At 52.2% G+C, this 24,918-nt stretch carries 21 protein-coding genes; 10 read left to right on the top strand and 11 right to left on the bottom strand.

All coding sequences use genetic code 11. The features are described from left to right. Positions 1-8: 8 nt before the first annotated feature. Positions 9-1,313, top strand: a complete 1,305-nt coding sequence (gene ndh / locus HV477_RS03360; protein ID WP_000211053.1) for an NADH-quinone dehydrogenase — start codon at positions 9-11, stop codon at positions 1,311-1,313. Positions 1,314-1,491: 178 nt separating this feature from the next. After that, positions 1,492-2,031: a glycine zipper 2TM domain-containing protein gene (locus HV477_RS03355; RefSeq protein ID WP_001043449.1), complete on the top strand. Its 540-nt coding sequence runs from the start codon at positions 1,492-1,494 to the stop codon at positions 2,029-2,031. Positions 2,032-2,104: 73 nt separating this feature from the next. Here HV477_RS03355 and comR read toward each other — a convergent pair whose 3' ends face one another. Further along, positions 2,105-2,740, bottom strand: coding sequence for a TetR family copper-responsive transcriptional repressor ComR (comR, locus tag HV477_RS03350; RefSeq protein ID WP_079899172.1), 636 nt, complete (start codon positions 2,738-2,740; stop codon positions 2,105-2,107). 241 nt (positions 2,741-2,981) lie between these two features. On the opposite strand from comR, the gene bhsA reads away from it, so the two are divergent. After that, positions 2,982-3,239, top strand: a complete 258-nt coding sequence (gene bhsA / locus HV477_RS03345) for a multiple stress resistance protein BhsA (RefSeq protein WP_000800133.1) — start codon at positions 2,982-2,984, stop codon at positions 3,237-3,239. 96 nt (positions 3,240-3,335) lie between these two features. Here the strand turns inward: bhsA and HV477_RS03340 are convergent, their stop codons facing one another. Continuing rightward, positions 3,336-4,301 (bottom strand): L,D-transpeptidase family protein, encoded by a 966-nt coding sequence (locus HV477_RS03340; RefSeq protein WP_076736959.1) that lies wholly within the window; start codon positions 4,299-4,301, stop codon positions 3,336-3,338. Positions 4,302-4,448: 147 nt separating this feature from the next. Beyond that, on the bottom strand, positions 4,449-7,895 hold the full coding sequence (gene mfd / locus HV477_RS03335; RefSeq protein ID WP_001114323.1) for a transcription-repair coupling factor: 3,447 nt from the start codon (positions 7,893-7,895) through the stop codon (positions 4,449-4,451). Between the two features lie 337 nt (positions 7,896-8,232). Between mfd and lolC the strand changes: the two genes are divergently transcribed. Genes lolC through cobB form a run of 5 tightly spaced genes read left to right on the top strand, consistent with a single transcriptional unit; the run spans position 8,233 to position 13,150 of the window. After that, the gene (gene lolC / locus HV477_RS03330; RefSeq protein WP_001518787.1) at positions 8,233-9,432 is read left to right on the top strand and encodes a lipoprotein-releasing ABC transporter permease subunit LolC; all 1,200 of its coding nucleotides are present in this window, start codon (positions 8,233-8,235) and stop codon (positions 9,430-9,432) included. After that, positions 9,425-10,126 carry a lipoprotein-releasing ABC transporter ATP-binding protein LolD gene (gene lolD / locus HV477_RS03325; RefSeq protein WP_001033714.1) on the top strand — a complete coding sequence of 234 codons (702 nt, stop codon included), beginning with the start codon at positions 9,425-9,427 and terminating at the stop codon, positions 10,124-10,126. The genes lolC and lolD overlap by 8 nt, the downstream gene beginning before the upstream one ends. Next, a complete protein-coding gene (lolE, locus tag HV477_RS03320; RefSeq protein ID WP_000168091.1) occupies positions 10,126-11,370 on the top strand; it encodes a lipoprotein-releasing ABC transporter permease subunit LolE in 1,245 nt (414 codons plus the stop codon). Before lolD ends, lolE begins: the two co-directional genes overlap by 1 nt. A gap of 28 nt (positions 11,371-11,398) precedes the next feature. Then, on the top strand, positions 11,399-12,310 hold the full coding sequence (gene nagK, locus HV477_RS03315; protein ID WP_000291331.1) for an N-acetylglucosamine kinase: 912 nt from the start codon (positions 11,399-11,401) through the stop codon (positions 12,308-12,310). Between the two features lie 18 nt (positions 12,311-12,328). Beyond that, positions 12,329-13,150: a Sir2 family NAD+-dependent deacetylase gene (cobB, locus tag HV477_RS03310; protein WP_001191856.1), complete on the top strand. Its 822-nt coding sequence runs from the start codon at positions 12,329-12,331 to the stop codon at positions 13,148-13,150. 81 nt (positions 13,151-13,231) lie between these two features. Here the strand turns inward: cobB and potD are convergent, their stop codons facing one another. The 5 genes from potD to potA form a co-directional block, all read right to left on the bottom strand. Further along, positions 13,232-14,278 carry a spermidine/putrescine ABC transporter substrate-binding protein PotD gene (gene potD / locus HV477_RS03305; protein WP_000759329.1) on the bottom strand — a complete coding sequence of 349 codons (1,047 nt, stop codon included), beginning with the start codon at positions 14,276-14,278 and terminating at the stop codon, positions 13,232-13,234. Positions 14,279-14,302: 24 nt separating this feature from the next. Next, positions 14,303-15,082: a spermidine/putrescine ABC transporter permease PotC gene (potC, locus tag HV477_RS03300; protein ID WP_000580299.1), complete on the bottom strand. Its 780-nt coding sequence runs from the start codon at positions 15,080-15,082 to the stop codon at positions 14,303-14,305. A 315-nt stretch (positions 15,083-15,397) separates the two neighbouring features. After that, positions 15,398-16,408, bottom strand: coding sequence for an SPI-2 type III secretion system effector SifA (sifA, locus tag HV477_RS03295; RefSeq protein ID WP_079899173.1), 1,011 nt, complete (start codon positions 16,406-16,408; stop codon positions 15,398-15,400). A 328-nt stretch (positions 16,409-16,736) separates the two neighbouring features. Continuing rightward, entirely contained in the window at positions 16,737-17,600 is an 864-nt protein-coding gene (gene potB / locus HV477_RS03290; protein WP_000799391.1) for a spermidine/putrescine ABC transporter permease PotB, read from the bottom strand. Then, positions 17,584-18,720: a spermidine/putrescine ABC transporter ATP-binding protein PotA gene (gene potA / locus HV477_RS03285; RefSeq protein WP_079899174.1), complete on the bottom strand. Its 1,137-nt coding sequence runs from the start codon at positions 18,718-18,720 to the stop codon at positions 17,584-17,586. Before potA ends, potB begins: the two co-directional genes overlap by 17 nt. Positions 18,721-18,970: 250 nt before the next feature. Here potA and pepT point away from each other — a divergent pair, with 250 nt between their 5' ends. Both pepT and HV477_RS03275 read left to right on the top strand, forming a co-directional pair. After that, on the top strand, positions 18,971-20,200 hold the full coding sequence (gene pepT / locus HV477_RS03280; RefSeq protein WP_000359410.1) for a peptidase T: 1,230 nt from the start codon (positions 18,971-18,973) through the stop codon (positions 20,198-20,200). A gap of 3 nt (positions 20,201-20,203) precedes the next feature. Then, a complete protein-coding gene (locus HV477_RS03275) occupies positions 20,204-21,538 on the top strand; it encodes a hypothetical protein (RefSeq protein ID WP_079899175.1) in 1,335 nt (444 codons plus the stop codon). Positions 21,539-21,577: 39 nt separating this feature from the next. Here HV477_RS03275 and HV477_RS03270 read toward each other — a convergent pair whose 3' ends face one another. The 3 genes from HV477_RS03270 to phoP all read right to left on the bottom strand — a co-directional run bounded on the left by HV477_RS03270 (position 21,578) and on the right by phoP (position 24,914). Then, on the bottom strand, positions 21,578-22,699 hold the full coding sequence (locus tag HV477_RS03270) for a cupin domain-containing protein (RefSeq protein WP_045718432.1): 1,122 nt from the start codon (positions 22,697-22,699) through the stop codon (positions 21,578-21,580). Between the two features lie 80 nt (positions 22,700-22,779). Beyond that, positions 22,780-24,243, bottom strand: coding sequence for a two-component system sensor histidine kinase PhoQ (gene phoQ, locus HV477_RS03265; protein ID WP_001031687.1), 1,464 nt, complete (start codon positions 24,241-24,243; stop codon positions 22,780-22,782). Beyond that, entirely contained in the window at positions 24,243-24,914 is a 672-nt protein-coding gene (gene phoP, locus HV477_RS03260) for a two-component system response regulator PhoP (protein ID WP_001537766.1), read from the bottom strand. Before phoP ends, phoQ begins: the two co-directional genes overlap by 1 nt. Positions 24,915-24,918 lie beyond the last annotated feature (4 nt).

The raw sequence follows: 24,918 nt of genomic DNA, 5'->3' as shown, positions 1-24,918 counted from the left end.
GGGTCACGTTGACTACACCATTAAAAAAGATCGTGATTGTCGGCGGCGGCGCTGGCGGGCTGGAAATGGCGACGCAGTTAGGCCATAAACTGGGGCGCAAGAAAAAAGCGAAAATTACGCTGGTAGACAGAAATCACAGCCATCTGTGGAAACCATTGCTGCACGAAGTGGCGACTGGCTCTCTGGACGAAGGCGTGGATGCGCTGAGCTATCTGGCTCATGCGCGTAATCATGGTTTCCAGTTCCAGCTGGGGTCGGTGATGGATATCGATCGCGAAGCGAAGACCATCACCATTGCCGAGTTGCGTGATGAAAAGGGCGAACTGCTGGTGCCGGAGCGCAAAATCGCGTATGACACGCTGGTGATGGCGCTGGGCAGCACCTCTAATGATTTCAACACGCCGGGCGTGAAAGAGCACTGTATCTTCCTCGATAACCCGCATCAGGCGCGCCGTTTTCACCAGGAGATGCTGAACTTGTTCCTCAAGTATTCGGCTAATCTGGGCGCGAACGGTAAGGTCAATATCGCCATCGTTGGCGGCGGTGCGACGGGGGTTGAGCTGTCGGCTGAACTGCATAATGCGGTAAAACAGCTGCATAGCTATGGTTATAAGGGGCTGACCAACGACGCGCTTAACGTGACGTTGGTTGAGGCTGGCGAGCGTATTCTGCCTGCGTTGCCGCCGCGTATCTCCAGCGCCGCGCATAATGAACTGACCAAACTGGGCGTTCGCGTGCTGACGCAAACTATGGTCACCAGCGCCGACGAAGGCGGCCTGCATACGAAAGAAGGTGAATATATTCAGGCCGATCTGATGGTGTGGGCGGCGGGTATCAAAGCGCCAGATTTTATGAAAGAGATTGGTGGTCTGGAAACGAACCGCATTAACCAACTGGTGGTGGAACCGACGCTGCAAACCACGCGCGATCCTGATATTTATGCGATTGGCGACTGCGCTTCCTGCGCACGTCCGGAGGGAGGTTTTGTGCCGCCTCGCGCTCAGGCGGCGCATCAGATGGCTACCTGCGCGATGAATAACATTCTGGCGCAGATGAATGGCAAACCGCTGAAAGCTTACCAGTATAAAGATCATGGTTCGCTGGTCTCTCTGTCCAACTTCTCTACCGTGGGTAGTCTGATGGGGAACCTGACCCGCGGTTCAATGATGATTGAAGGACGTATCGCCCGCTTCGTGTATATCTCGCTATACCGTATGCACCAGATAGCGCTGCATGGATACTTTAAAACCGGCCTGATGATGTTGGTGGGCAGTATTAACCGCGTCATTCGTCCGCGCCTGAAACTGCATTAATTTCTCTGCGCCTCACCGGCTGCTCGCGCCGGTGAGCGCTTCTACATCACTCGCTTCGGAGTTGTCCGAATCCTTCAGCTTTACCGCCTCATCCCGCATTTTTCATCCTCATTCCGATTGGCTTTGTTCGCATACTGGTTGCAAAATTGTTACCAATAGCAACGAAGGAGGAACTCCCGTGAATAAATCAATGTTGGCGGGTATAGGGATTGGCGTAGCGGCTGCGCTGGGTGTGGCGGCAGTGGCCAGTCTCAACGTATTTGATCGTGGTCCGCAATATGCGCAGGTGATATCGGCTAAACCGATTAAAGAGACGGTAAAAACGCCGCGTCAGGAGTGCCGTAATGTCACGGTCACGCATCGCAGACCGGTTCAGGACGAAAACCGTATTGCCGGCTCGGTGCTTGGCGCAGTAGCAGGCGGCGTGATTGGACATCAATTTGGCGGCGGTCGTGGTAAAGATGTGGCGACGGTCGTCGGGGCGCTGGGCGGCGGTTATGCTGGCAATCAAATCCAGGGATCAATGCAAGAAAGTGATACCTACACTACCACGCAGCAACGCTGTAAGACGGTGTATGACAAATCTGAAAAGATGCTTGGCTACGACGTGACCTACAAAATTGGCGATCAGCAGGGCAAAATCCGCATGGATAAAGACCCCGGAACGCAAATTCCCCTCGACGGCAATGGCCAACTGGTTCTGAATAACAAAGCATAAAAAAGCTGTACTCTGCAAGTTAGCCCCTCATTCGCTCAGGCTGAGGGGCTTTTTTTATCCGAAGCCGCGTCGTTCAGGACTTGAGTAGTTCAGGCCAGATGCGCAGAGTCGTACGCGTAATTTGCATCAGTTGTTCGAAGGTGGCTCCTTCACGGGCGCTGATCGACATTCCCTGTAAAATACAGTTTATATATTCCGCGAGCGCCTGCGGGTTACAGTGCGCCGGAATTTCACCGCGCTCCTGACGTTGGCGCAGAAACTGGATGAGCGTCTGTTCCTGCATGGCGTGGCGTGATTTTACCGTGCGGGCGATATCGCGCGAGGAGGCGGCGAGGGTGGCGGACGTATTAATCATAAAGCAGCCAGCCGGCGTGTCTGTACTGGTAAAGCAGGCGGCAATTTCTGTGAAGTAATCTTCCAGCGCCGATTCCACGCTTTTCTCTTCACAAAAGAGCTGGGCTTCGTGCTTTGAGGCAAAGCGAGTGATGTAGCGATCCAGGACAGCGCGAAATAATCCTTCTTTGTTAGTGAATTCCGCATAGAGAGTAGGCGCTTTCGCCCCGGTAGCCTCTACGAGATCGGCAAGCGAAGTTGCTTCATAGCCGTGCTGCCAGAAGAGAGTCATGGCCTTATCAAGCGCGGCTTCCCTGTCGAACACTTTTGGTCGGCCACGGCTTTTCTTCGCGCGACTCGTGGTATCCGTTGTCATGATGCCGTTGTACCTGTTTAAAGAGCGGTCTCTCTATTATAAAAACAAACCACTTCTGGCTCCAGAGTATTCATTTGAAAAATAAATCAATTCTATTCACATGAAAAATAACATCTTTATAAATTATATAACGATCATTATAAAAAGAGGTTGACGTGTGATGTAGATCACATCTATGATTAATTTATCGATCGTTAAGTTAATGCTTACGACACCCATTCATCTGCTAAAGGTCATCACTATGAAAAACGTAAAAAACCTCATCGCTGCTGCCGTACTGAGTTCGCTCTCATTCGCCAGCTTCGCCGCTGTTGAAGTTCAGGCAACGCCAGAAGGTCAACAGAAGTTCGGCACCATTTCCGCGAATGGCGGCACGAATCTGGGCTCGCTGGAAGATCAGCTGGCGCAAAAAGCGGAGGAAATGGGGGCGAAGTCTTTCCGTATTACCTCTGTTACCGGCCCGAATACCCTCCACGGTACGGCGGTAATCTATAAGTAAGCATTAACCCTCATTAATGCCGCTGCGATTGCCACAATAAAAAGAGAAAGCCTCGCGATGCATCGCGAGGCTTTTTTGTCGGTCAGCTATTCACGCTTACAGCGACTGCGGTTTCGCCTCTGCTTGACGGGTTACATCCACCGGCATTCCGGAACGCACTTCCATAACATGTTCCATCACCGCGGCATCGGTCTGCGGCGCGTCCTTAAAGGCCTGCATCGGGCCATTCAGCACAATCGGCAGCACCTGCGGATCGTCGCCTATATTTTTAGACAGCGGCTGATGAACTTCCACCAGTCGCACGCCGCCTGGCTCCACCGAGGCTTTAATCGGCGTATTGATAATATTCACTTTGGTTCCCGGCGTGACTTGACGGAACAATGTCTCTATATCACCGTCGCGCAGACGGATACAGCCGGAACTGACGCGCATACCAATGCCAAAATCGGCATTCGTGCCATGTAACAGATAGACGCCGCCGTAGGCCGCTAAACGAATCGCGTGATGCCCCATTGGGTTATCGGGACCGGCAGGCACCACGGCGGGGAGATCGATGCCTTGCGCTTTATAACGGGCGCGAATATTGGTGGTCGGCGTCCAGGTTGGATTGGCGCGTTTATCCGAAATGGTCGTCACCATCGTTGGCGTCAGGGTATCGCCGCCCAGTTGGCCAATGCCGATAGGGTAGACCGTGACCGTATTTTTCCCCGGTTGATAATAGTAAAGCCGTAATTCAGCGAGGTTAATGACGATACCTTCACGTGGCGCGTCCGGTAGCAGCGTTTGCAGCGGAATCGTCAGCACGCTGCCTGCGCGTGGCACGTAAGGATCAATGCCGGGGTTGGCCTGTAACAGGGCTAAAAAGCCCACGTTATATTTTTTGGCGATCGCCTCCAGCGAGCCGCCGTCGTCTTCAACGACATGGAATTTATTTTCTCCCACCAGTCGACTGCCGGGGGGCGGAAGAGGCCACGTATTCGCCTGCGCGGGAAGGGCAAGCATGATGGTCGCGGTAAGCGCAAGCAACGCCCACCAGCGAGAGAGTCGCGTATTGTTGAACATTATAATAAACCCATGATTATTATGTGGTTATTTTTATAAAAGAGGAAATAAGAATTATGGCGGTTGGCTGTGTCTGGAACTGCAGGGAATTGCAAAGAATTTGTAAAGATTAGGCCGGGCGCAGAGTAATGACGCCCGGCCTGACGCTTATGCAATAGCGTTTTCTTCCAGTTGCTGCATGAACTGGCGTACCCAGTCTATACGCGTTTTACGTTCGCTTAAATCCTGAATAAACTTGAGGCGCGTCGGACCATCCAGACGGAAATGCTGCGGCTGTTTTTGCAGTAACCCGATAAGCCAGGCGGGGTCAACGTGGTTTTTCTCGGCGAACTCAATCGTTCCACCTTTCTCGTTACCCTCCAGTTTTCGGATGCCGAGCTTTTGCGCCTGTTGGCGCAGGCGGGCGATATCCAGCAGATTACGCGCCGGATCGGGCAGCAGGCCGAAGCGGTCGATCAATTCCACTTTGATCTCTTCCAGCTCGTTTTCGTTCTTCGCGCTGGCAATGCGTTTATAGAATGACAGCCGGGTATTAACATCCGGAATAAAATCATCCGGCAGTAACGACGGCATTCGCAGCTCGACTTCCGTTTGCTGACTGGTGAGATCTTCCAGCGAGGGTTCGCGGCCTGCTTTCAGCGCATCAACGGCGTTTTCCAACAGTTCCATGTAGAGTGAGAAGCCAATGGTTTCCATTGAGCCGCTTTGCTCTTCGCCAAGCAGCTCGCCCGCGCCGCGGATCTCCAGATCGTGGGTCGCCAGCGCAAACCCGGCGCCTAAATCCTCTAGCGACGCAATCGCCTCCAGCCGTTTTTGCGCATCGGTGGTCATGGCCTTAGGATGTGGCGTCAACAGCCAGGCGTAGGCCTGGTGGTGCGAGCGCCCTACGCGGCCACGCAGCTGGTGCAACTGCGCGAGGCCGAAATGATCCGCGCGTTCAATGATGATCGTGTTAGCGGTGGGAATGTCGATCCCCGTTTCGATAATGGTAGTACACACCAGCACGTTAAAACGTTGATGGTGGAAATCGTTCATGACCCGTTCCAGCTCACGTTCGCGCATCTGCCCGTGGCCTATAGCGATTCGCGCTTCCGGCACCAGTTCCGCCAGCCGCTCTGCGGCTTTCTGAATATTTTCGACGTCATTGTACAAATAGTAAACCTGGCCGCCGCGCAGGATTTCACGCAGAATCGCTTCCCTTACTACCAGGCTATCATACTCGCGGACAAAGGTTTTTACCGCCAGACGACGGGCAGGGGGGGTGGCGATAATAGAGAGATCGCGCATACCGCTCATCGCCATATTCAGCGTCCGCGGGATCGGCGTCGCCGTGAGCGTCAGAATATCGACATCGGCGCGCATCGCCTTAATTCGCTCTTTGTGGCGCACGCCGAAACGGTGCTCTTCATCGACAATCAGCAGGCCGAGGTCGCGCAGCTTCACATCGCTTTGTAGCAGTTTATGCGTACCGATCAGAATATCGATCTTACCCTCGGCGGCTTCCGCCAGGATTTGCGTCTGCTCTTTGGCGCTGCGAAAGCGGGACAGCATCTCAATGCGTACCGGCCAGTTGGCGAAACGGTCGCGGAAGTTGTCATAGTGTTGCTGCGCCAGCAGCGTGGTCGGCACCAGTACCGCTACCTGTTTATGGTTTTCCACTGCCAGGAACGCGGCGCGCATCGCCACTTCGGTTTTGCCGAAGCCGACGTCGCCGCACACCAGCCTGTCCATCGCCAGTGGTTGGCACATATCGCTCAATACGGCGTTAATCGCCTGTGCCTGATCGGGCGTCGTTTCAAACGGGAAGCTGTCGCAGAATAACTGATACTGCTCACGATCATGCTTAAAGGCAAACCCCTCTTTTGCCGCCCGTTGCGCATAAATATCCAACAGTTCCGCTGCGACATCGCGCACTTTTTCCGCCGCTTTCTGCCGGGCGCGCGACCAGGCGTCGCCGCCCAGTTTATGCAGCGGCGCACTTTCTTCCGCGCCGCCGGCATAGCGGCTAATCAGATGCAATGAGGAGACCGGCACATACAGTTTGGCGTCATTGGCGTAGGTGAGCATCAGATACTCACCCTTGATGCCGCCAGCCTCCAGAGTGGTCATGCCGGCATAGCGTCCGACGCCGTGCTCCAGATGCACTACCGGTTGACCGACGTGGAGCTCCGCCAGGTTACGAATCAACGTATCCGGGTTGATCGTACGACGGGAATCCAGGCGGCGACGCGCGACCCGTTCACCCAGGAGATCGCTTTCACAAATCAGCGCCAGATTGCGTTGGGTGTCGATAAAGCCATGTTCTGCGGCGCCAATCATCAGATAGCGTCCCGCATCCTGCGCCTCGTCCAGGCGTAATATCCGCTTCGGCGCGATTTTTATGCGAGCCAGGAGCTCTCCCAGAGCTTCGCGGCGTCCTTCGCTTTCCACAGAAAAAATCACCGGGCCGCTGAAAGATTCGAGGAACTTACGCAGCGCGTCCAGCGGCGCTTTCTGCTGCGCCTGGATAGCCAAATCCGGTAATTTCTGGAAACCGAGATTGGTATTGGCGGCTTTTTCCGGCAGATGGTCGGTTTTAAGCTGGAGGCGAGGCCAGCGTTTAAGCTCGGAAAAGAGCTCATCTACCCGTAGCCAGAGGGCTTCCGGCGGCAAAAGCGGGCGCATAGGATCGACGCCACGATTTTCAAAACGCGCCAGCGTATCGGCCTGAAAGCGTTCGGCGCTGGTTTCCAGCGAGCCGGTATTCACCACCAGAGTATTGGCGGGGAAATAGCTAAATAATGGCGGTAACGGTTCGCTGAAAAAGAGCGGCTGCCAGTATTCGATCCCGGCGGGCAGAGTGCCTTTGCTGACCTGCTGATAGATGTGCTCGGCGTCGCGTTTTACCTCAAAGGTATCGCGCCACTGGCTACGGAAAAGCTCAATAGCGGCTTTGTCGGTAGGAAATTCGTGCGCGGGCAACAAATTGATGGCCTCGACCTCCTCCAGCGTACGCTGGGTATCCGCGTCAAACAGACGCAGGCTGTCGATTTCATCATCAAAAAAGTCGAGGCGATAAGGCTGTTCGCTGCCCATCGGAAAGAGATCCAACAGCGCGCCGCGCGTCGCGTATTCGCCATGCTCCATCACCTGATCGACATGCCGATAACCGGCGCTGTCAAGCTGCGCGCGCAGAGCGTCGCGGGACAGCCGCTGGCCTTTTTTCATCACCAGCGCATGACCATGCAGATAGCTATGCGGACAAACGCGCTGCATCAGGGTGTTTACCGGTACAATCAAGACGCCGCGCTGCATCGACGGCAACTGGTAGAGCGTGGACAGGCGCGAAGAGATAATTTCCTGATGCGGGGAGAAGCTGTCATACGGTAGCGTTTCCCAGTCCGCCAGGTTCATCACCATCTGATCGGTAAACTGGCGGATTTCATCATGCAATCGCAGAGCATTTTGCATGTCAGGCGCTATGAGTACCACCGGACCGGCATGGCGTTCGGCTATCTCCGCCACCAGCGTAGCGCAGGCGGCACCGGTAAGTTCGCCCAACTGGCGCTGATCGCCCGCTTTTGTCGGCAGCGTGTAACGTTGTTTTTCAGGCATAACGGTTGTCAGTATCTCTTTTTGTTTTACGCCGCACTCTACGCGTCACCCTTCAGGCTGCTTCATGGTTGGCTGCGCGCCGGGACAGCATGAAGGACTCAGGTATTCAGGGGCATATGACTGATAAGCAATGTTCTTTATTATCCGCGATCGTTGTTTATTAGCAAATTGAATCCGCCGGATAACGCGCCGAACAGGTAAAGTATGAACATGTAAGTGACTTGATTTGTCGGCCTTTTTCAGAATAACGCTGACGAACTCTTACGGTTCAGACATTTACGCATTCCGCTTTCGCTTATATACTCGGGACTTTGCTAACAGCAACCAGACGGATTACATGTATCAACCTGTCGCTCTATTCATTGGCCTGCGTTACATGCGCGGGCGTGCAGCAGATCGCTTCGGTCGCTTCGTTTCCTGGCTTTCCACTATCGGCATTACCCTGGGGGTGATGGCGCTGGTCACGGTATTGTCGGTGATGAACGGTTTTGAGCGCGAACTGCAAAATAACATTCTTGGTTTGATGCCTCAGGCCATCCTCTCTGCTGAACATGGTTCTCTTAACCCGAATCAGATGCCGGAAAAAGCGGTGAATCTGCAAGGCGTTAACCGTATTGCGCCGCTGACGACGGGCGATGTCGTACTGCAAAGCGCGCGTAGCGTTGCGGTTGGCGTGATGTTGGGTATCGATCCGGCGCAAAAAGATCCGTTAACGCCGTATCTGGTCAATGTGAAGCAAAGCGAATTACAGCCGGGTAAGTATAATGTCATCCTCGGCGAGCAGCTCGCCGGACAGTTAGGGGTCAACCGCGGCGATCAGATTCGGCTAATGGTGCCATCTGCCAGCCAGTTTACGCCAATGGGACGCCTGCCCAGTCAGCGTCTGTTTACGGTGATTGGCACATTTGCCGCCAATAGCGAGGTCGATGGCTATGAAATGCTGGTCAATATTCAGGACGCGTCGCGTTTAATGCGCTATCCGGCAGGCAATATTACCGGCTGGCGTCTGTGGCTGGATGAACCGCTGCAAGTCGATACCCTCAGCCAACAGACGCTGCCGCAAGGCACGAAGTGGCAGGACTGGCGCGAACGCAAAGGCGAGTTGTTCCAGGCTGTGCGCATGGAAAAGAACATGATGGGATTGTTGCTGAGCCTCATCGTGGCGGTCGCGGCTTTTAACATAATTACTTCGTTGGGCCTGATGGTCATGGAGAAGCAGGGTGAAGTGGCGATTTTACAAACTCAAGGGCTGACGCCGCGACAAATTATGATGGTCTTTATGGTGCAGGGCGCCAGCGCCGGGATTATCGGCGCGCTGTTGGGCGCCGCGCTGGGCGCATTGCTTGCCAGCCAACTGAATAACCTGATGCCGATCATCGGCGCGTTTCTGGATGGCGCTGCGTTGCCCGTGGCGATAGAGCCGTTACAGGTGATCGTTATCGCTCTGGTGGCAATGGCCATCGCGCTGCTTTCTACGCTTTATCCTTCCTGGCGCGCTGCCGCCACTCAACCCGCTGAGGCTTTACGTTATGAATAAGATCCTGTTGCAATGCGACAACCTGTGCAAACGCTATCAGGAAGGCACCGTACAAACCGACGTGTTGCACGATGTCAGCTTCAGTATCGGCGAAGGCGAAATGATGGCGATCGTCGGCAGTTCCGGTTCGGGTAAAAGTACGTTGCTGCATCTGTTAGGCGGGCTGGATACGCCTACCTCTGGCGATGTGATTTTTAGCGGCCAGCCGATGAGCAAACTCTCTTCTGCGGCAAAAGCGGAATTACGTAACCAGAAACTGGGGTTTATCTATCAGTTTCATCATCTCCTGCCGGATTTTACGGCGCTGGAAAACGTGGCGATGCCATTATTGATTGGCAAAAAGAAACCGGCGGAGATTGACGCTCGGGCGCGAGAAATGCTGCATGCTGTAGGGCTGGAGCATCGCGCAACCCATCGACCTTCGGAACTTTCCGGCGGTGAGCGCCAGCGTGTCGCGATTGCGCGCGCGTTGGTGAATAACCCGCGTCTGGTACTGGCGGATGAGCCGACCGGTAATCTGGATGCGCGTAATGCCGACAGTATTTTTGAGCTTCTGGGCGAGTTAAATCGTCTGCAGGGAACCGCGTTTCTGGTGGTGACTCACGATTTGCAACTGGCGAAACGTATGAGCCGCCAACTTGAGATGCGCGATGGCCGCCTGACGGCGGAACTGAGCCTGATGGGGGCGGAGTAATGGCGTCGCCTTTATCATTGTTAATTGGCTTACGTTTCAGCCGTGGACGGCGGCGCGGCGGTATGGTTTCGCTCATTTCCGTCATTTCTACCATCGGTATCGCGCTGGGCGTGGCGGTATTGATTGTCGGTTTAAGCGCGATGAACGGTTTCGAACGCGAGTTGAATAACCGTATTCTGGCGGTGGTTCCACACGGGGAGATTGAAGCGGTCAATCAGCCGTGGACCAACTGGCGTGAAGCGCTGGCAAAAGTGCAGAAGGTGCCAGGCATTGCCGCCGCCGCGCCGTATATCAATTTTACCGGCCTGGTAGAGAGCGGGGCCAATTTGCGCGCCATTCAGGTTAAAGGCGTCGACCCTAAGCAAGAGCAGCAGCTTAGCGCGTTACCGTCATTTGTGCAAAATCACGCCTGGGATCATTTCAAAGCGGGCGAGCAGCAGATCATTATCGGTAAAGGCGTCGCCGATGCGCTGAACGTGAAACAGGGCGACTGGGTGTCCATCATGATCCCCAATGCGAATGCCGACCATAAGTTGCTCCAGCCCAAACGCGTGCGTTTGCATGTCATTGGGATTCTGCAACTGAGCGGCCAGCTCGATCACAGCTTCGCCATGATCCCGCTTGAGGATGCGCAGCAGTATCTGGATATGGGGTCCAGCGTTTCCGGTATCGCGCTTAAAGTCCACGACGTGTTTAATGCGAACAAACTGGTGCGTGACGCGGGTGAAGTGACTAACAGCTATGTCTACATTAAGAGCTGGATCGGCACCTACGGCTATATGTATCGCGATATCCAGATGATTCGCGCCATTATGTATCTGGCGATGATTCTGGTGATCGGCGTGGCCTGTTTTAATATCGTTTCCACCTTAGTGATGGCGGTAAAAGACAAAAGCGGCGACATTGCGGTATTAAGAACGCTGGGGGCGAAAGATGGTTTGATTCGTGCCATTTTCGTCTGGTACGGGCTACTGGCGGGCTTGCTGGGCAGCTTGATTGGCGTGGCGATCGGCGTTGTCGTTTCGCTTCAGCTTACCGCCATTATTAATGGGATTGAAAAGGCGATCGGGCATCAGTTTTTGTCCGGCGATATCTATTTTATCGACTTCCTGCCATCCGAATTACATTGGCTGGACGTTGTTTACGTACTGGTCACGGCGTTGTTGTTAAGCTTACTGGCGAGCTGGTATCCGGCGCGGCGGGCGAGCAACATTGACCCTGCGCGAGTATTGAGCGGCCAGTAATCGCGGAATATAAAAACAAGGAGCGGTGATGTATTACGGGTTTGACATTGGCGGAACAAAGATTGCGTTAGGCGTATTTGACTCAACGCGGCGGCTGCAGTGGGAAAAACGGGTTCCCACGCCCCATACCAGCTATAGCGCCTTTTTAGACGCCGTGTGCGAACTGGTCGCGGAAGCCGACCAGCGATTTGGCGTAAAAGGGTCGGTAGGGATTGGCATACCCGGTATGCCGGAAACCGAAGACGGCACGCTGTACGCCGCGAATGTCCCGGCAGCCAGCGGTAAGCCGTTGCGCGCCGATCTCAGCGCCCGACTGGATCGCGATGTGCGTCTGGACAATGACGCTAACTGTTTTGCCTTGTCCGAAGCCTGGGATGATGAATTCACGCAATATCCTTTGGTTATGGGGCTTATCCTCGGCACCGGCGTCGGCGGCGGCCTGGTGCTAAACGGGAAGCCGATTACTGGTCAGAGCTATATCACCGGCGAGTTTGGTCATATGCGTTTGCCGGTTGACGCGCTAACGTTGATGGGGTTTGATTTTCCTCTCCGCCGTTGTGGATGCGGTCAGATGGGCTGCATTGAGAATTATCTGTCCGGGCGCGGGTTTGCGTGGCTATATCAGCATTATTATGATCAATCGCTGCAGGCGCCGGAGATTATCGCGTTGTGGGAGCAGGGCGATGAGCAGGCGCACGCGCATGTTGAGCGCTATCTGAATTTACTGGCGGTTTGTCTGGGGAATATACTGACGATTGTCGATCCCGATTTATTGGTGATCGGCGGCGGACTATCGAACTTTACGGCAATAACAACGCAACTGGCGGAAAGACTGCCGCGCCATCTCCTCCCTGTTGCCCGCGCGCCGCGCATTGAGCGTGCGCGGCATGGGGATGCAGGTGGGATGCGCGGTGCTGCTTTTTTACATCTTACCGACTAATCAAAAAAAGAGGTTGTTATGCAGTCGCGTCGGTTTCATCGATTAAGCCGCTTTCGTAAAAATAAACGTCTGTTGCGTGAACGTCTGCGCCAGCGGATCTTTTTCAGAGACAGAGTGGTGCCGGAAATGATGGAAAACCCAAGAGTATTAGTCCTTACAGGTGCAGGAATTTCTGCAGAGTCTGGTATTCGTACGTTTCGCGCGGCGGATGGCCTTTGGGAAGAGCATCGGGTTGAAGACGTGGCAACGCCGGAAGGATTCGCCCGTAATCCGGGGCTGGTGCAGACATTTTATAATGCCCGCCGTCAGCAGCTTCAACAGCCGGAAATACAACCCAATGCGGCGCATCTGGCGTTAGCGAAGCTTGAAGAAGCGCTTGGCGATCGCTTTTTGCTGGTGACGCAAAACATCGACAATTTGCATGAACGCGCGGGCAATCGCAACATCATTCATATGCATGGCGAGCTGTTGAAGGTGCGCTGTTCGCAAAGCGGCCAGATTCTGGAATGGAACGGCGATGTGATGCCGGAAGATAAATGTCACTGCTGCCAGTTCCCGGCGCCGCTACGTCCGCACGTGGTGTGGTTTGGCGAGATGCCGCTTGGCATGGATGAAATTTATATGGCGCTGTCGATGGCGGATATTTTTATCGCCATTGGCACATCCGGTCATGTCTATCCGGCTGCGGGGTTTGTGCATGAAGCAAAACTGCACGGCGCACATACGGTGGAACTGAATCTTGAGCCAAGCCAGGTCGGCAGCGAGTTTGAAGAGAAGCACTACGGCCCGGCAAGCCAGGTTGTGCCGGAATTTGTTGATAAATTCCTGAAAGGGCTGTAGTGCTGTTTGCCCGGTAACGCCTTATCCGGCCTACATTTCACGTTACGTTCATCTGTAGGCCTGACAGGTGCTTTGGCTGAATTAGCGTCCTGCTTTTAGCTTCTGATAATACTCTTCATAAATGGCGCTGGCGTCGCCGACATCGTTTTGCCACTCGCCTTTGCTGATGGTTTGCGCATCCGGATAGAGCGACTTATCATTGGCGACCTCCGGGCTTAACAGCTTACGCGCCGCCAGGTTGGGGGTAGGGTAGCCGATGGTTTCTGCCACCTCTTTCGCGACGTCAGGACGCAGCAGGAAGTTGATTAGCTTCAGCGCGCCCTCTTTATTTTTCGCGTTCGCCGGAATAGCCAGGCTGTCCATCCAGAAAATACCGCCTTCCTTCGGCCAGACGACCTCCAGCGGCGTGCCAGCCTGACGAGCAACGAAGGCCGAACCGTTCCACACCATACCCAGGTTGACTTCCCCTTCCATATACGGATTCGCCGGATTATCGGAGTTGAAGGCCGCTACGTTCGGCATCAGTTTTTTCAACTCTTCATATGCCGCTTCGATCTCTTTCGGATCGGTAGTGTTACCGGAATAACCTAGCTTGCGCAGCGCCATCTGGAAGACTTCTCGCGCATCGTCGGTTAAAAGCAGGCTGTTTTTATATTCCGGTTTCCACAAGTCAGCCCAGCTGGTAATGGTTTTTGGATCGATAGCATCGCTGTTCACGCCAATCGCCGTTGCGCCCCAGATATACGGAACAGAATAATCGTTGTTGGGGTCAAACGGTTTGTTGAGCATTTCCGGATCGAGGTTGTGGAAATTGGTTAATTTCGACTTATCGATCTTCTGGATCATGCCTTCTTTGCGCATTTTGTCGACATAGTATGTAGAAGGAACAACCAGGTCATACGCGCCATCTTTATAGGTTTTGAGTTTGGCATACATGGTTTCGTTCGACTCGTAGGTCGAATAAATCACCTTAATGCCTGTCTCTTTAGTGAACTGTTCCAGCAGGCCCGGCGGTACATACTCAGTCCAGTTATAGAAATAGAGCGTGTCGTTGTCGGAGGCATGAGCGGCACTCATACCCAGCGCCAGGGCGCCCGCCGCGAGCAGGTGGCGTGACCATTTTTTCATTTAACGTCCCCTGAATTACGGGCCTTATCGGCCCTTGGTTTTATCACGAGCAATAAGCTGGCTGGCAATGACCATTACCAGAGACAGCACCAATAAAACGGTCGCCAGCGCGTTCACTTCTGGTGAAACGCCGACTTTTACCATGGAATAAATCTTTAAGGGTAAAATTTCATAGCCCGGCCCGGTGACAAACGACGAGACCACGACATCGTCCATCGATAACGTAAAACTTAGCAACCAGCCCGCCGCTACCGCCGGCATCGCCAGCGGCAGAATGATTTTGCGTAAAATCGTTACCTCACTGGCCCCCAGGTCTTTTGCGGCTTCCAGCATTCTGACATCAAAGCCTTTCAGGCGCGAATAGACCGTGACGACCACAAACGGCAGGCTAAAGGTGATGTGCGAGAACAGCAACGACCAAAAGCCCAGTTGAATGCCGAGTAACATAAACAGCACCAGCAGGGAGATCGCCATCACGATATCCGGCGACATCATCACCACAAACAGCATCCCGCTGACGAATGGCTTCCCGCGAAAGCGGTAGCGATAAAGCGCCACCGCGGTTAACGAGCCAATCAACGTGGCGAAGGTCGCTGAGAAAATCGCCATCGTCAGTGAATGTTGAGCGGCCTGCAACAGACTGTCGTTATTGACCAGTAGTTCGTACCATTTAGTGGTAAAGCCCTGCCAGTTAATGCCGAACCGCGAACTGTTGAAGGAGTTCACGATCAGAATAATGATGGGAATATACAGATACGCATAGATGGCAGTCATGAAACCGCCACGGAGCAGCCGACCGATCATTCAAGTTCCACCTTCTTATTCAGAGGATGGGGTGCTTTTAGAGTATTGAAAATGATCAATTTTTTCTCTTCTCCAAAATCTCTCCAAAACGTCTCGCGGTTATCAGCAGCCAGGAAGAAGCAAGCTGCCGCTTGAAGCCGCGAATTTTACAACAAATTGCCAGACGAGCGGGAAAAAAAGGCCATTTAAATGACTATTCTCATCCGATCCGGTCATATGCGGCATTATTGCGCCTGGCAAGAGGTTACTCTGTAGGCAAACAGGAAGTACGTGAGTAAACCCTGAACGTGACGTCTGAGAAAGCGTCGTCTGATTTTATAAAAAACAACATAAACAGCCGCTTTGTTGTTCTGAGCGAACGTGTAGCGTGGTTAACTGTTCTTCCGCCATTTTTTGTATAGCCTGGGGGTCTATTCTAAAAATGGCGTGAAAAACCTGATCAGAGAGGGTTTCGACTATCTCAGCTAACATACTTTGGCTGGTGCTGGGATCCGTTACGAGGAACGCCTGAAACGTCTTATCCGCCAGTAAAACCTCTTTTACCATTTTTTCAATAGGTATGTGGGTATGCGGTGGTGGTATTTCAAGCTGTTTTAATCCACACATCGCCATTGTTTCTAAAAATGCGTTTTGCTGAGTACTTTCGGATATATTCGCATGGTGTAAAATGCGCGTTGTCTTTTCAATCCCAGACTGAATTTTCGCTGCCAGGAAGGTTGCCTTTTCTTGCGCTTTCCACCCATCTAAATGTCCTTTTCTCAATTCAGTATATAAATACCCCTCTATGTTGTCTAATGGAACCGATAATATCGGCGCGCCAGCAGGATTGAGACATAATGTCGAAGGGAGGGGGTAGTCTACGATTTCGCTATATCTTCTCTTAATCATGGCCGTCATTTGTGGATGCGATTTTAAAATATCCGGGCGATCTTTCATTAAAAAATAAAGATTCCCCATGACTTCACAGCTAAAGGTATCGGTATTTTGAGTGATACGTAACAATTCGTTCTCTTCGTTTTGATCCATGATGCGAAGGATAATGGTGGCATCATTTTCATGAGGATTATGAACCTGAAATCTATCTCTTTGCGATGCGCAGGCTAACTCTTTCAACTCAAAAAAAATCTCTGTAAGCCGCTCTCGTGTGGGGGCGCGTTCGGCAAACAACATCTCATGTAGACAACGGTCCGCTTTTGCTTTGCCAGTAGAAAAAAAGAAGTCTTTAATTTTTTCCCATAAAACTTTCCACCATGCTTCTTTAGTATTCCTTGGGGAGTTGGTAAGGATTTCACTTTTTAAAAAACCATTCCCTATAGTAATCGGCATATTAATCTCACTTATACTGGAGTAAAAATGACTACATAATTGATTAAATCGACCCTTTTTATCTCAACTGCGGGCGCATCGGATGTAATATAATTTTTAAAAGAGACTGGCAATCAGTATAAAACCTGAGAGCTTCGCGTATAAACGCATTACTGTCTGTGATAGCGTCGCTACAGGTAAAAATAAAAGAAGGACTACCGCGGATGATGTTGTAGATTTGCAATACTGGCGGCAACTTCTTTCATGCGTTTTTTATGCCGAAGGCATGAAGTTTACCCTTGAATAAACTTCATGCCTGGATGCGTGTGGATTTGTTAGCGTTGCGCAATTAATCGCTTATATCACTCACCTTCTTATTCAATAAGCGGGAAGCCCGCCAGTAAATCAACAGCATGAGTCCCATCACAATGGTCAGCGTAATGCTGGTAGCCGCGCCAAACGGCCAATCGCGAATATTCAGGAACTGTACCTTAATGACGTTACCAATCAGCAGGTTTTTCGCGCCACCCATTAAATCGGAGACGTAGAACAGGCCCATTGCCGGTAGCATCACGAGCAGGCAACCGGCGACAATGCCCGGCATGGTTAATGGAATAATGATGCGGATGAACGTTTGCATTTTACTGGCGCCGAGATCGCGTGCGGCCTCCAGTAGTGGTTTGTCGAGCTTCTCAATGCTGGAGTAGAGCGGCATGACCATAAATGGCAGCAAAATGTAAACCAGGCCGATAATAACGGCGCTCGGGGTGAACATGATGCGAATCGGTGTATCAATCACGCCCAGCCACAGCAGGAATTCATTGAGATAACCTTTAGTGCTCAGGAATATTTTCAGCCCATAGATGCGGATCAGTGAGTTGGTCCAGAAAGGAACAATCAGCAAAAACAGCAATAACGGACGTATCTTTTCTGGTAACTTCGCCAGAAACCAGGCAAAAGGATAGCCCAGCACCAGGCAGGAGAGGGTGGCGATCAGCGCCATATTCAGAGAGTGCAGGAGCACTTCAAAATAGAGCGGATCGAGCAGGCGCGCGTAGTTATCCAGCGTAAAGACCATCTTGACGAAACTGGCGTCGTCACGGGTCAGAAAGCTGGTGCCAATGATCATCAGGTTGGGCAGAAAAACAAACAACACAAGCCAACCGACGATAGTGACAATCACTACATTCTGGAATTTACTTGTGTTCTTCATCAGCCAGTACGACCTCCCAGCTTTCTACCCAACTAATGGCCATTTTTTGGTCAAGTGAATGGTCGAAGTCAGGATCGTCTTCGTTGAAGAATTCGCTGACCATCACCATTTTGCCATTTTCCAGTTCAACCACCGACTCCAGCGTCATACCTTTATAATTGCGCTCGCGCACGTAGCCGATAAGCCCTTCGATGTGGTTATCATCGTTGATCTCTTCGACGCGTAGATCTTCCGGTCGCAGCAGGACGTTCAGTTTTTGGCCCGGTTCGACAGCGAAATTGACGTATATATTGCACTCCCGACCTTCTACGCTGGCGCGGACGCGCTGTTCATCAAGCCGTTCAATGACGGTTGCGTCAAAGCGGTTAATTTCGCCGATAAAACCGGCGACAAACAGGTTTTTTGGCTCTTCATAGATTTCACGCGGCGTGCCGTCTTGCTCAATCACGCCATTACGCATTACCACGATACGATCGGACATGGTGAGCGCTTCTTCCTGATCGTGAGTGACAAAAACAAACGTGATACCGAGTTTACGCTGTAATGCTTTAAGCTCGTTCTGCATTTGTTTGCGCAATTTATAGTCCAGCGCGGAGAGCGATTCATCCAGTAATAACAGGCGAGGTTTATTCACCACCGCGCGAGCGATAGCCACACGCTGCTGCTGTCCGCCGGAAAGCTGGTGCGGTTTACGTTGTGCAAACTCTTCAAGCTGCACCATACGCAGCGCATCGGTCACGCGGGGCGCAATCTCGGCGGCTGGCGTTTTTTGCATTCGTAAGCCAAACGCGACATTTTCAAACACCGTCATATGCGGAAATAAAGCGTAGCTTTGAAATACGGTATTTACATAACGATTTTCGGCGGGAACGTGGGTGATATCCTGGCTATCCAACATGATATGCCCGGCATCAACGGTTTCCAGGCCGGCAATCAGGCGAAGAACGGTTGTTTTACCGCAGCCGGAAGGGCCAAGCAGCGTGAGGAATTCGCCATTGTTAATGGTCAAATCCAGCTGTGAAATGACCTCTTTGCCATCGAAACTTTTGCTAATTCCCGATAAAAGCACCAGCGGTGAAAGCGAACGCGGTTGATTATTCAATTTCTTACTCTGTCCCATGTAAACGCAACGGATGGCTGACCGCTGCGGGGTTTGTGGTTAACCACCTTAATCACTCTTAATGAGGGCGGTCATTCTACGGCAAACCACTGTGATCGCCAATCCTTGTTGCGAATTACTGACTTAGCTTTATAGTCAGAAAGCGTGTCAAAGTGAAATATTCTTGTTTGCAGGGATAAAAGTGACCTGACGCAATATTTGTCTTTTCTTGCTTATTAATAATGTTGTCACGAAAAGTGAGGGTGACTGCATGGATAAACTACTTGAGCGTTTTTTACACTACGTATCGCTGGATACCCAATCAAAGTCGGGTGTTCGGCAGGTTCCCAGCACTGAGGGGCAGTGGAAGTTACTACGTTTGCTCAAACAGCAGCTCGAAGAGATGGGGCTGGTTAACATTACATTAAGTGAAAAAGGGACGTTGATGGCGACGCTCCCGGCCAATGTTGAGGGGGATATTCCCGCCATTGGTTTTATCTCCCATGTGGATACCTCTCCGGATTTCAGCGGTAAAAACGTTAATCCGCAGATTGTCGAGAATTATCGCGGCGGCGATATAGCATTAGGGATTGGCGATGAGGTGTTGTCACCCGTGATGTTCCCGGTACTGCATCAATTACTGGGACAGACGCTGATTACTACCGATGGTAAGACATTGCTGGGCGCGGACGATAAAGCCGGCGTTGCGGAGATCATGACCGCGCTGGCGGTGCTGAAAGGTAATCCTATTCCCCACGGCGACATTAAAGTGGCGTTTACGCCTGACGAAGAGGTAGGGAAAGGCGCGAAGCACTTCGATGTTGAGGCCTTTGGCGCGCAGTGGGCCTATACGGTCGACGGCGGCGGCGTGGGCGAACTGGAGTTTGAAAACTTCAATGCCGCCTCGGTGAATATCAAAATCGTCGGCAATAACGTGCATCCCGGTACGGCGAAAGGCGTGATGGTCAATGCGCTGTCGTTGGCGGCGAGGATTCACGCGGAAGTGCCGGCGGATGAAGCGCCTGAAACCACCGAAGGTTACGAAGGGTTTTATCATCTGGCCAGCATGAAAGGCACCGTTGACCGGGCCGAAATGCACTACATCATTCGCGATTTCGACCGTAAGCAGTTTGAAGCGCGTAAACGCAAAATGATGGAGATTGCCAAAAAAGTCGGTAAGGGGCTGCATCCGGACTGCTATATCGAACTGGTGATTGAAGACAGTTATTACAATATGCGCGAAAAAGTGGTTGAGCATCCGCATATTCTCGATATCGCCCAGCAGGCCATGCGCGACTGTCATATTACGCCGGAGATGAAACCGATTCGCGGCGGTACAGACGGGGCGCAACTGTCGTTTATGGGCTTGCCGTGTCCTAATCTCTTTACCGGCGGATATAACTATCATGGTAAACATGAGTTTGTGACGCTGGAGGGGATGGAAAAAGCGGTACAGGTGATTGTACGTATCGCGGAGCTGACGGCGAAGCGCGGCCAGTAGCGAATGTTACGCATTGTGGTGAAGCGTTTTATTATTTATGGCGGGATATTTTCCGCCATCAATTTTTCTGCCTGGAGCGCCGAATATCCGCCTTCCTGGTCCCAGCGCCAGCAACAATCTGCAGCATGTTTTATGACCGGCGATGAAACCTGCATGACGTTTATTGATGATGCGGTGAGGCTGGCCTCGCGGCAATATGGCAAACGCTCAATACAGCTTGTTCGTAGCCTGCTATTACAAAGCGATATTTATCAATGGCTGGGTAAACCTGAATTAACGCCGCAAATGCTGCTGCGAGCGCGGGCAATAATGAAAACATTTCCGGCGGGCACTTATCCGGGCGATCGGGCCGATATGTTTGAACACCTGGCGGCCTTTTATGTTTACAGTGACGATCGCCATATAGAGTATTCACCGACAGAGCAGTGGCGATACGAGATTAAGGTTGATTACCGTCAGCAAATAGCCTGGCAAGAGCAGGCATTAACGTGGCGTCTTAAAGACAAAAAGGCATCGACGGAGGCATTGGTTTATACCTTAAACAGGATGCGCGACGCTTATTCTGATGCGCTGGAAGAGCGGGATGTCGAATGTGATAGTGCGCGTAAAGCCTATTATTTGGCGAAGGTAGACGCAACGGAGCGGCAGTGGCTGAGCGTTATTTTACGAGATAAAACCTGGGATAATCGTGAGCGCGTCGCCTCTTTTTTGCAGCAGAAAGCGGATATTGCTTATAATGCAGGGCATATTAGCGAGGCGATTAATGCGCTAAGTCAGGCGCTAAAAATTGAGCAAACGCTTTATGGTGCCGAATTCGGCGAAATGACGGTTGACAGCAATAATCTTGCTGGCTTTTATGCACAGGGCCATCATTATAAGGAAGCGAAAGATCTCTACCTTAAACTTATCGCGTATTACCAGAGCCGTTTAACGCCAATGGCGACGGTAATATCACGATTACGCTTTTATTTGCCCGAAAACATCGACCTGGACAGTACCTCCCCCTATCTCCCATTGCTGGCAGAATATAAACGTCGGCAGTCCGACGTATCCATGGTGTTGTATGGTATTTCGCTGCTTTATAAGAATAATCAACAGCTTGAACAAGCAAAAGACTTTGCGGAACGCGCCTTTGCGCTTGATGCCGTAGCTTATCCAGCAAAGATGCAGTATGAACGATTACAGCAACTGGCTAATATTGCCGAAGGTCTTGGAGATAACGTACTGGCGCGGCGCTATCGGCAAATGTCATTTCGCCATCGAATGGCCCACTCGATTTATCCGGGCGATCCGCAATATAACGATGTCGCCAAACCTGGCGGCGATCGTTGTGGATAGTTTGCGTCAGCCCGGCGGTCGCCGGGCATTGCAATGTTCTTATCCTTCGAAGAACCAGTACCCGCTATTCACCAGCGCCGCCAGCATCGCGAGGAAGGACGGGTCTTCCAGCGCATCGCCGAAGTTTTCAGCGGTCAGTGCAATATGACTGGCGAGCGCCTCCAGAGCGGGGCGATGCGGAGAGTCTATTTTTTCGCCATTCGCATAGACCTCATCGCCGATACGCAATACGCGAAGCCCGCCGAGACGTACTAATACCTCGCCTTGCTTTAAGGCATCGTAAATTTCATCAGGCTGATACGGCGGCTCCGGCGGCGCAATATCCAGTTCGTGGCGTGACTGAGAGATAAACTCGCCAAGCCACTGTTGGAAATGCGCGGGTTGATTGATCAAATCGAGCATCATATTACGCAGTTTATCCATCTCCTGCGGCAGGATATCCGCCGCATGCTTGCGGGACGGCATATCCGGATCGCTGTAGTATGTATTGCCCAACTCCCGTTGTAGGACGTAATCGGCAAAACCGCTGATCAGCTCACGGCTATTGGGCGCGCGAAAACCGACCGAATAGTTCATGGCGTTTTCCAGCGCATAGCCTTCATGCGGGAATCCTGGCGGAATATACAGAATGTCGCCCGGCTCCAGCTCTTCATCAATAATGGCCTCGAACGGATCGACTTGCAACAGGTCGGGATGCGGGCAGTGCTGACGCATTTGCAGCTTTTCGCCCACGCGCCAGCGACGGCGACCGGTTCCCTGAATAATAAACACATCATACTGATCCAGATGCGGGCCAACGCCGCCGCCGGGAACGGAAAAGGAGATCATCAGATCGTCGATACGCCAGTCCGGCAGAGCGCGGAACGGGCGCATCAAGGCGGCGGTGGGTTCGTGCCAGTGGTTTACCGCCTGTACCAGCAGCGACCAGTTGCTCTCACCCAGATGATCGTAGCTTTCGAAAGGGCCATGGCTGACCTGCCATTTGCCATCCTGATGGCTAACGAGTCGGCTGTCGATTTCGCTTTCCATCGCCAGCCCCGCCAGCTCATCCGGCGAGAGCGGATCGATAAAGTTGCTAAACCCACGTTTTAAGACCACCGGGCGTTTTTGCCAGTGGTGTTCAAGAAAGTCGGGCCAGTTAAGAGTTAATTGGTATTCCATGTTAAGTATCCGCAGGCTGGTATCTGACACCGATTATAACGGATGCTTAACGAGATGCGTGGAAGAACGCACAGAAATGTTTATTCCTCTTTCTGTGTGGGGTGCTGTCGGCCAAAAACGACCTCCATACGGGCACCGCCGAGCAGACTGTCGCTGGCAATGATCTGCCCGGCGTATTGTTCCGTAATCTCGCGCGCGACAGCCAGCCCCACGCCTTGTCCTGGTCGTAGGGTATCGGCGCGCTGACCGCGATCAAACACCAGGGATCGTTTACTGTGGGGAATGCCTGGGCCATCATCTTCGACGAAAATATGCAAATGATCGTCGGTCTGGCGAGCCGAAATCTCGACAAACTCCAGGCAATATTTACAAGCGTTGTCCAGTACGTTGCCCATTACTTCGACAAAGTCGTTTTGCTCGCCGACAAAACTGATCTCTGGTGAAATATCCATACTGATATTCACCCCTTTACGCTGATAAACTTTATTTAGCGCAGAAATCAGGTTATCTAACAACGGCGCGACGGGATGCAGTTCGCGGCTTAACAATACGCCGCTACCGCGCATACTGGCGCGATGCAGATAATAGCCGATCTGCTGGGAAATCCGGCTGATCTGTTCCAGCATCACCGGTTCAGCTTTGCTGACGCTCATCTTTTCGTTGCGTAAAGAGCGTAACGTACTCTGCAAAACCGCGAGCGGCGTTTTTAAACTGTGCGTCAGGTCGGTCAGGGTCGTGCGGTATTTGTTATAACGTTCACGCTCGCTTTTGAGCAGTTGATTAAGGTTGCGCACAAGGCTGGTCAGCTCACGCGTCGTCTCCGGATTGAGCATTTCGCGGTGATGATCTTCAAGCTCGCGGACTTCCCGCGCCAGCGCCTCGATAGGGCGTAAGCTCCACCAGGCGGCGATCCACAGTAAAGGAATGACTAACAGTAAATTGGCGGCCAGCACGTATACGAACCAGCTCCACACCATATAGGAGCGTTTTAGTTCTATCGGAATGGTATCGACCACCACGATGGTTAACTGCGGCATCCGCGCCGTGGCAGGATAAATATTTACCGCTACCGAGTGGGTCATCTCGGCATCATCGTCATCTTCACGTACTTCTTTGAGTTTTTCCTGCGCGGAATGATCCTCGCTCAACAGCGTGCTGGTAGCGTCTACGTTGGTTTCAATTTCATGGAAGCCGTTCGTTTTTAACCATTCCGGTTGAATGCTTTTAATCAGCCAGGGGATGTTGCGCTGCGTCCATAATAATTTGCCCGTTTCATCGTAAATCAGCGTCATGGTCGGGCTTTGCATGTCCAGATTTTCAGGCAGCTCAACGCTGATTTTATTATTTTCCCATTTGGCGAGGGTGTAAAACAGGTTGCTTTCGCCGCGCAGCAGACGAAAGGTGGTTTTATCAAAACTTACGCTATAGCCGACCAGCGCCACTATGCCATATGCCAAAGAAAGCACCAGCACGACGCCGGCTGTCGCCAGCAAAAAACGAACCCGCAGCGACAGCGGCAGAAAATGGCGAGCAAATTTATTCATTAGCGCAATTCAAAAAGATATCCTTGTCCGCGTACGGTGGTAATGACATCGTGCGGATACTGGGCCTGTATTTTTTTCCGCAGACGCCCCATGAGAACATCAATGGTATGACTTTCCCGCAGTTCCGCATCCGGATACAGCTGAAGCATCAGCGAATCTTTGCTGACCACTTTACCGTTGTTACGGATAAGCGTTTCCATAATGGTGTATTCGAACGCCGTGAGTTTGATGACCTCTTCATTGACGGATAATTCCCGGCGTGAGAGATCCACCTGGAACGGCGGGATGTTGATCACCTGGGAGGCCAGACCGCTATTACGGCGCATTAACGCCTGCATACGCGCCATTACCTCTTCGATGTGGAATGGCTTCGTCACGTAGTCATCGGCCCCGGAGCTGAGAACCTCGACTTTATCCTGCCAGCCTTCGCGCGCGGTTAACACCAGAACCGGCAGTGAAACATCACTGCTGCGCCAGCGGCGTATTAAGGAAAGGCCGTCTTCATCCGGCAGACCTAAATCGACAATAGCGATATCCGGAAGGTGTTCATTAAGGTAGTAATCAGCTTCCCTGGCATCTTCTGCGGCATCGACCTGGTGACCTGAATCCTGGAGCTGAACCTTCAGGTGGTGGCGTAATAATGCATTATCCTCTACAACCAGTACGCGCATCATC

This window comes from Salmonella sp. SG203 (assembly GCF_013350575.1).
Lineage (GTDB): Bacteria > Pseudomonadota > Gammaproteobacteria > Enterobacterales > Enterobacteriaceae > Salmonella > Salmonella enterica.
The sequence above is the reverse complement of the archived record's forward strand: the minus strand, read 5'-3'. Positions and strand labels throughout refer to the sequence as shown.

Excerpts from the sequence above, each read along its gene's own strand:
- potA (WP_079899174.1), bottom strand. The coding sequence starts at position 18,720 with ATGGGACAGAGTAAGAAATTGAATAATCAACCGCGTTCGCTTTCACCG.
- bhsA (WP_000800133.1), top strand. The coding sequence starts at position 2,982 with ATGAAAAACGTAAAAAACCTCATCGCTGCTGCCGTACTGAGTTCGCTC.
- lolD (WP_001033714.1), top strand. The coding sequence starts at position 9,425 with ATGAATAAGATCCTGTTGCAATGCGACAACCTGTGCAAACGCTATCAG.
- phoP (WP_001537766.1), bottom strand. The coding sequence starts at position 24,914 with ATGCGCGTACTGGTTGTAGAGGATAATGCATTATTACGCCACCACCTG.
- mfd (WP_001114323.1), bottom strand. The coding sequence starts at position 7,895 with ATGCCTGAAAAACAACGTTACACGCTGCCGACAAAAGCGGGCGATCAG.
- potD (WP_000759329.1), bottom strand. The coding sequence starts at position 14,278 with ATGAAAAAATGGTCACGCCACCTGCTCGCGGCGGGCGCCCTGGCGCTG.
- nagK (WP_000291331.1), top strand. The coding sequence starts at position 11,399 with ATGTATTACGGGTTTGACATTGGCGGAACAAAGATTGCGTTAGGCGTA.
- HV477_RS03275 (WP_079899175.1), top strand. The coding sequence starts at position 20,204 with ATGTTACGCATTGTGGTGAAGCGTTTTATTATTTATGGCGGGATATTT.
- phoQ (WP_001031687.1), bottom strand. The coding sequence starts at position 24,243 with ATGAATAAATTTGCTCGCCATTTTCTGCCGCTGTCGCTGCGGGTTCGT.
- sifA (WP_079899173.1), bottom strand. The coding sequence starts at position 16,408 with ATGCCGATTACTATAGGGAATGGTTTTTTAAAAAGTGAAATCCTTACC.
- potC (WP_000580299.1), bottom strand. The coding sequence starts at position 15,082 with ATGATCGGTCGGCTGCTCCGTGGCGGTTTCATGACTGCCATCTATGCG.
- lolE (WP_000168091.1), top strand. The coding sequence starts at position 10,126 with ATGGCGTCGCCTTTATCATTGTTAATTGGCTTACGTTTCAGCCGTGGA.
- lolC (WP_001518787.1), top strand. The coding sequence starts at position 8,233 with ATGTATCAACCTGTCGCTCTATTCATTGGCCTGCGTTACATGCGCGGG.
- comR (WP_079899172.1), bottom strand. The coding sequence starts at position 2,740 with ATGACAACGGATACCACGAGTCGCGCGAAGAAAAGCCGTGGCCGACCA.
- HV477_RS03340 (WP_076736959.1), bottom strand. The coding sequence starts at position 4,301 with ATGTTCAACAATACGCGACTCTCTCGCTGGTGGGCGTTGCTTGCGCTT.
- potB (WP_000799391.1), bottom strand. The coding sequence starts at position 17,600 with ATGAAGAACACAAGTAAATTCCAGAATGTAGTGATTGTCACTATCGTC.
- cobB (WP_001191856.1), top strand. The coding sequence starts at position 12,329 with ATGCAGTCGCGTCGGTTTCATCGATTAAGCCGCTTTCGTAAAAATAAA.
- pepT (WP_000359410.1), top strand. The coding sequence starts at position 18,971 with ATGGATAAACTACTTGAGCGTTTTTTACACTACGTATCGCTGGATACC.
- HV477_RS03270 (WP_045718432.1), bottom strand. The coding sequence starts at position 22,699 with ATGGAATACCAATTAACTCTTAACTGGCCCGACTTTCTTGAACACCAC.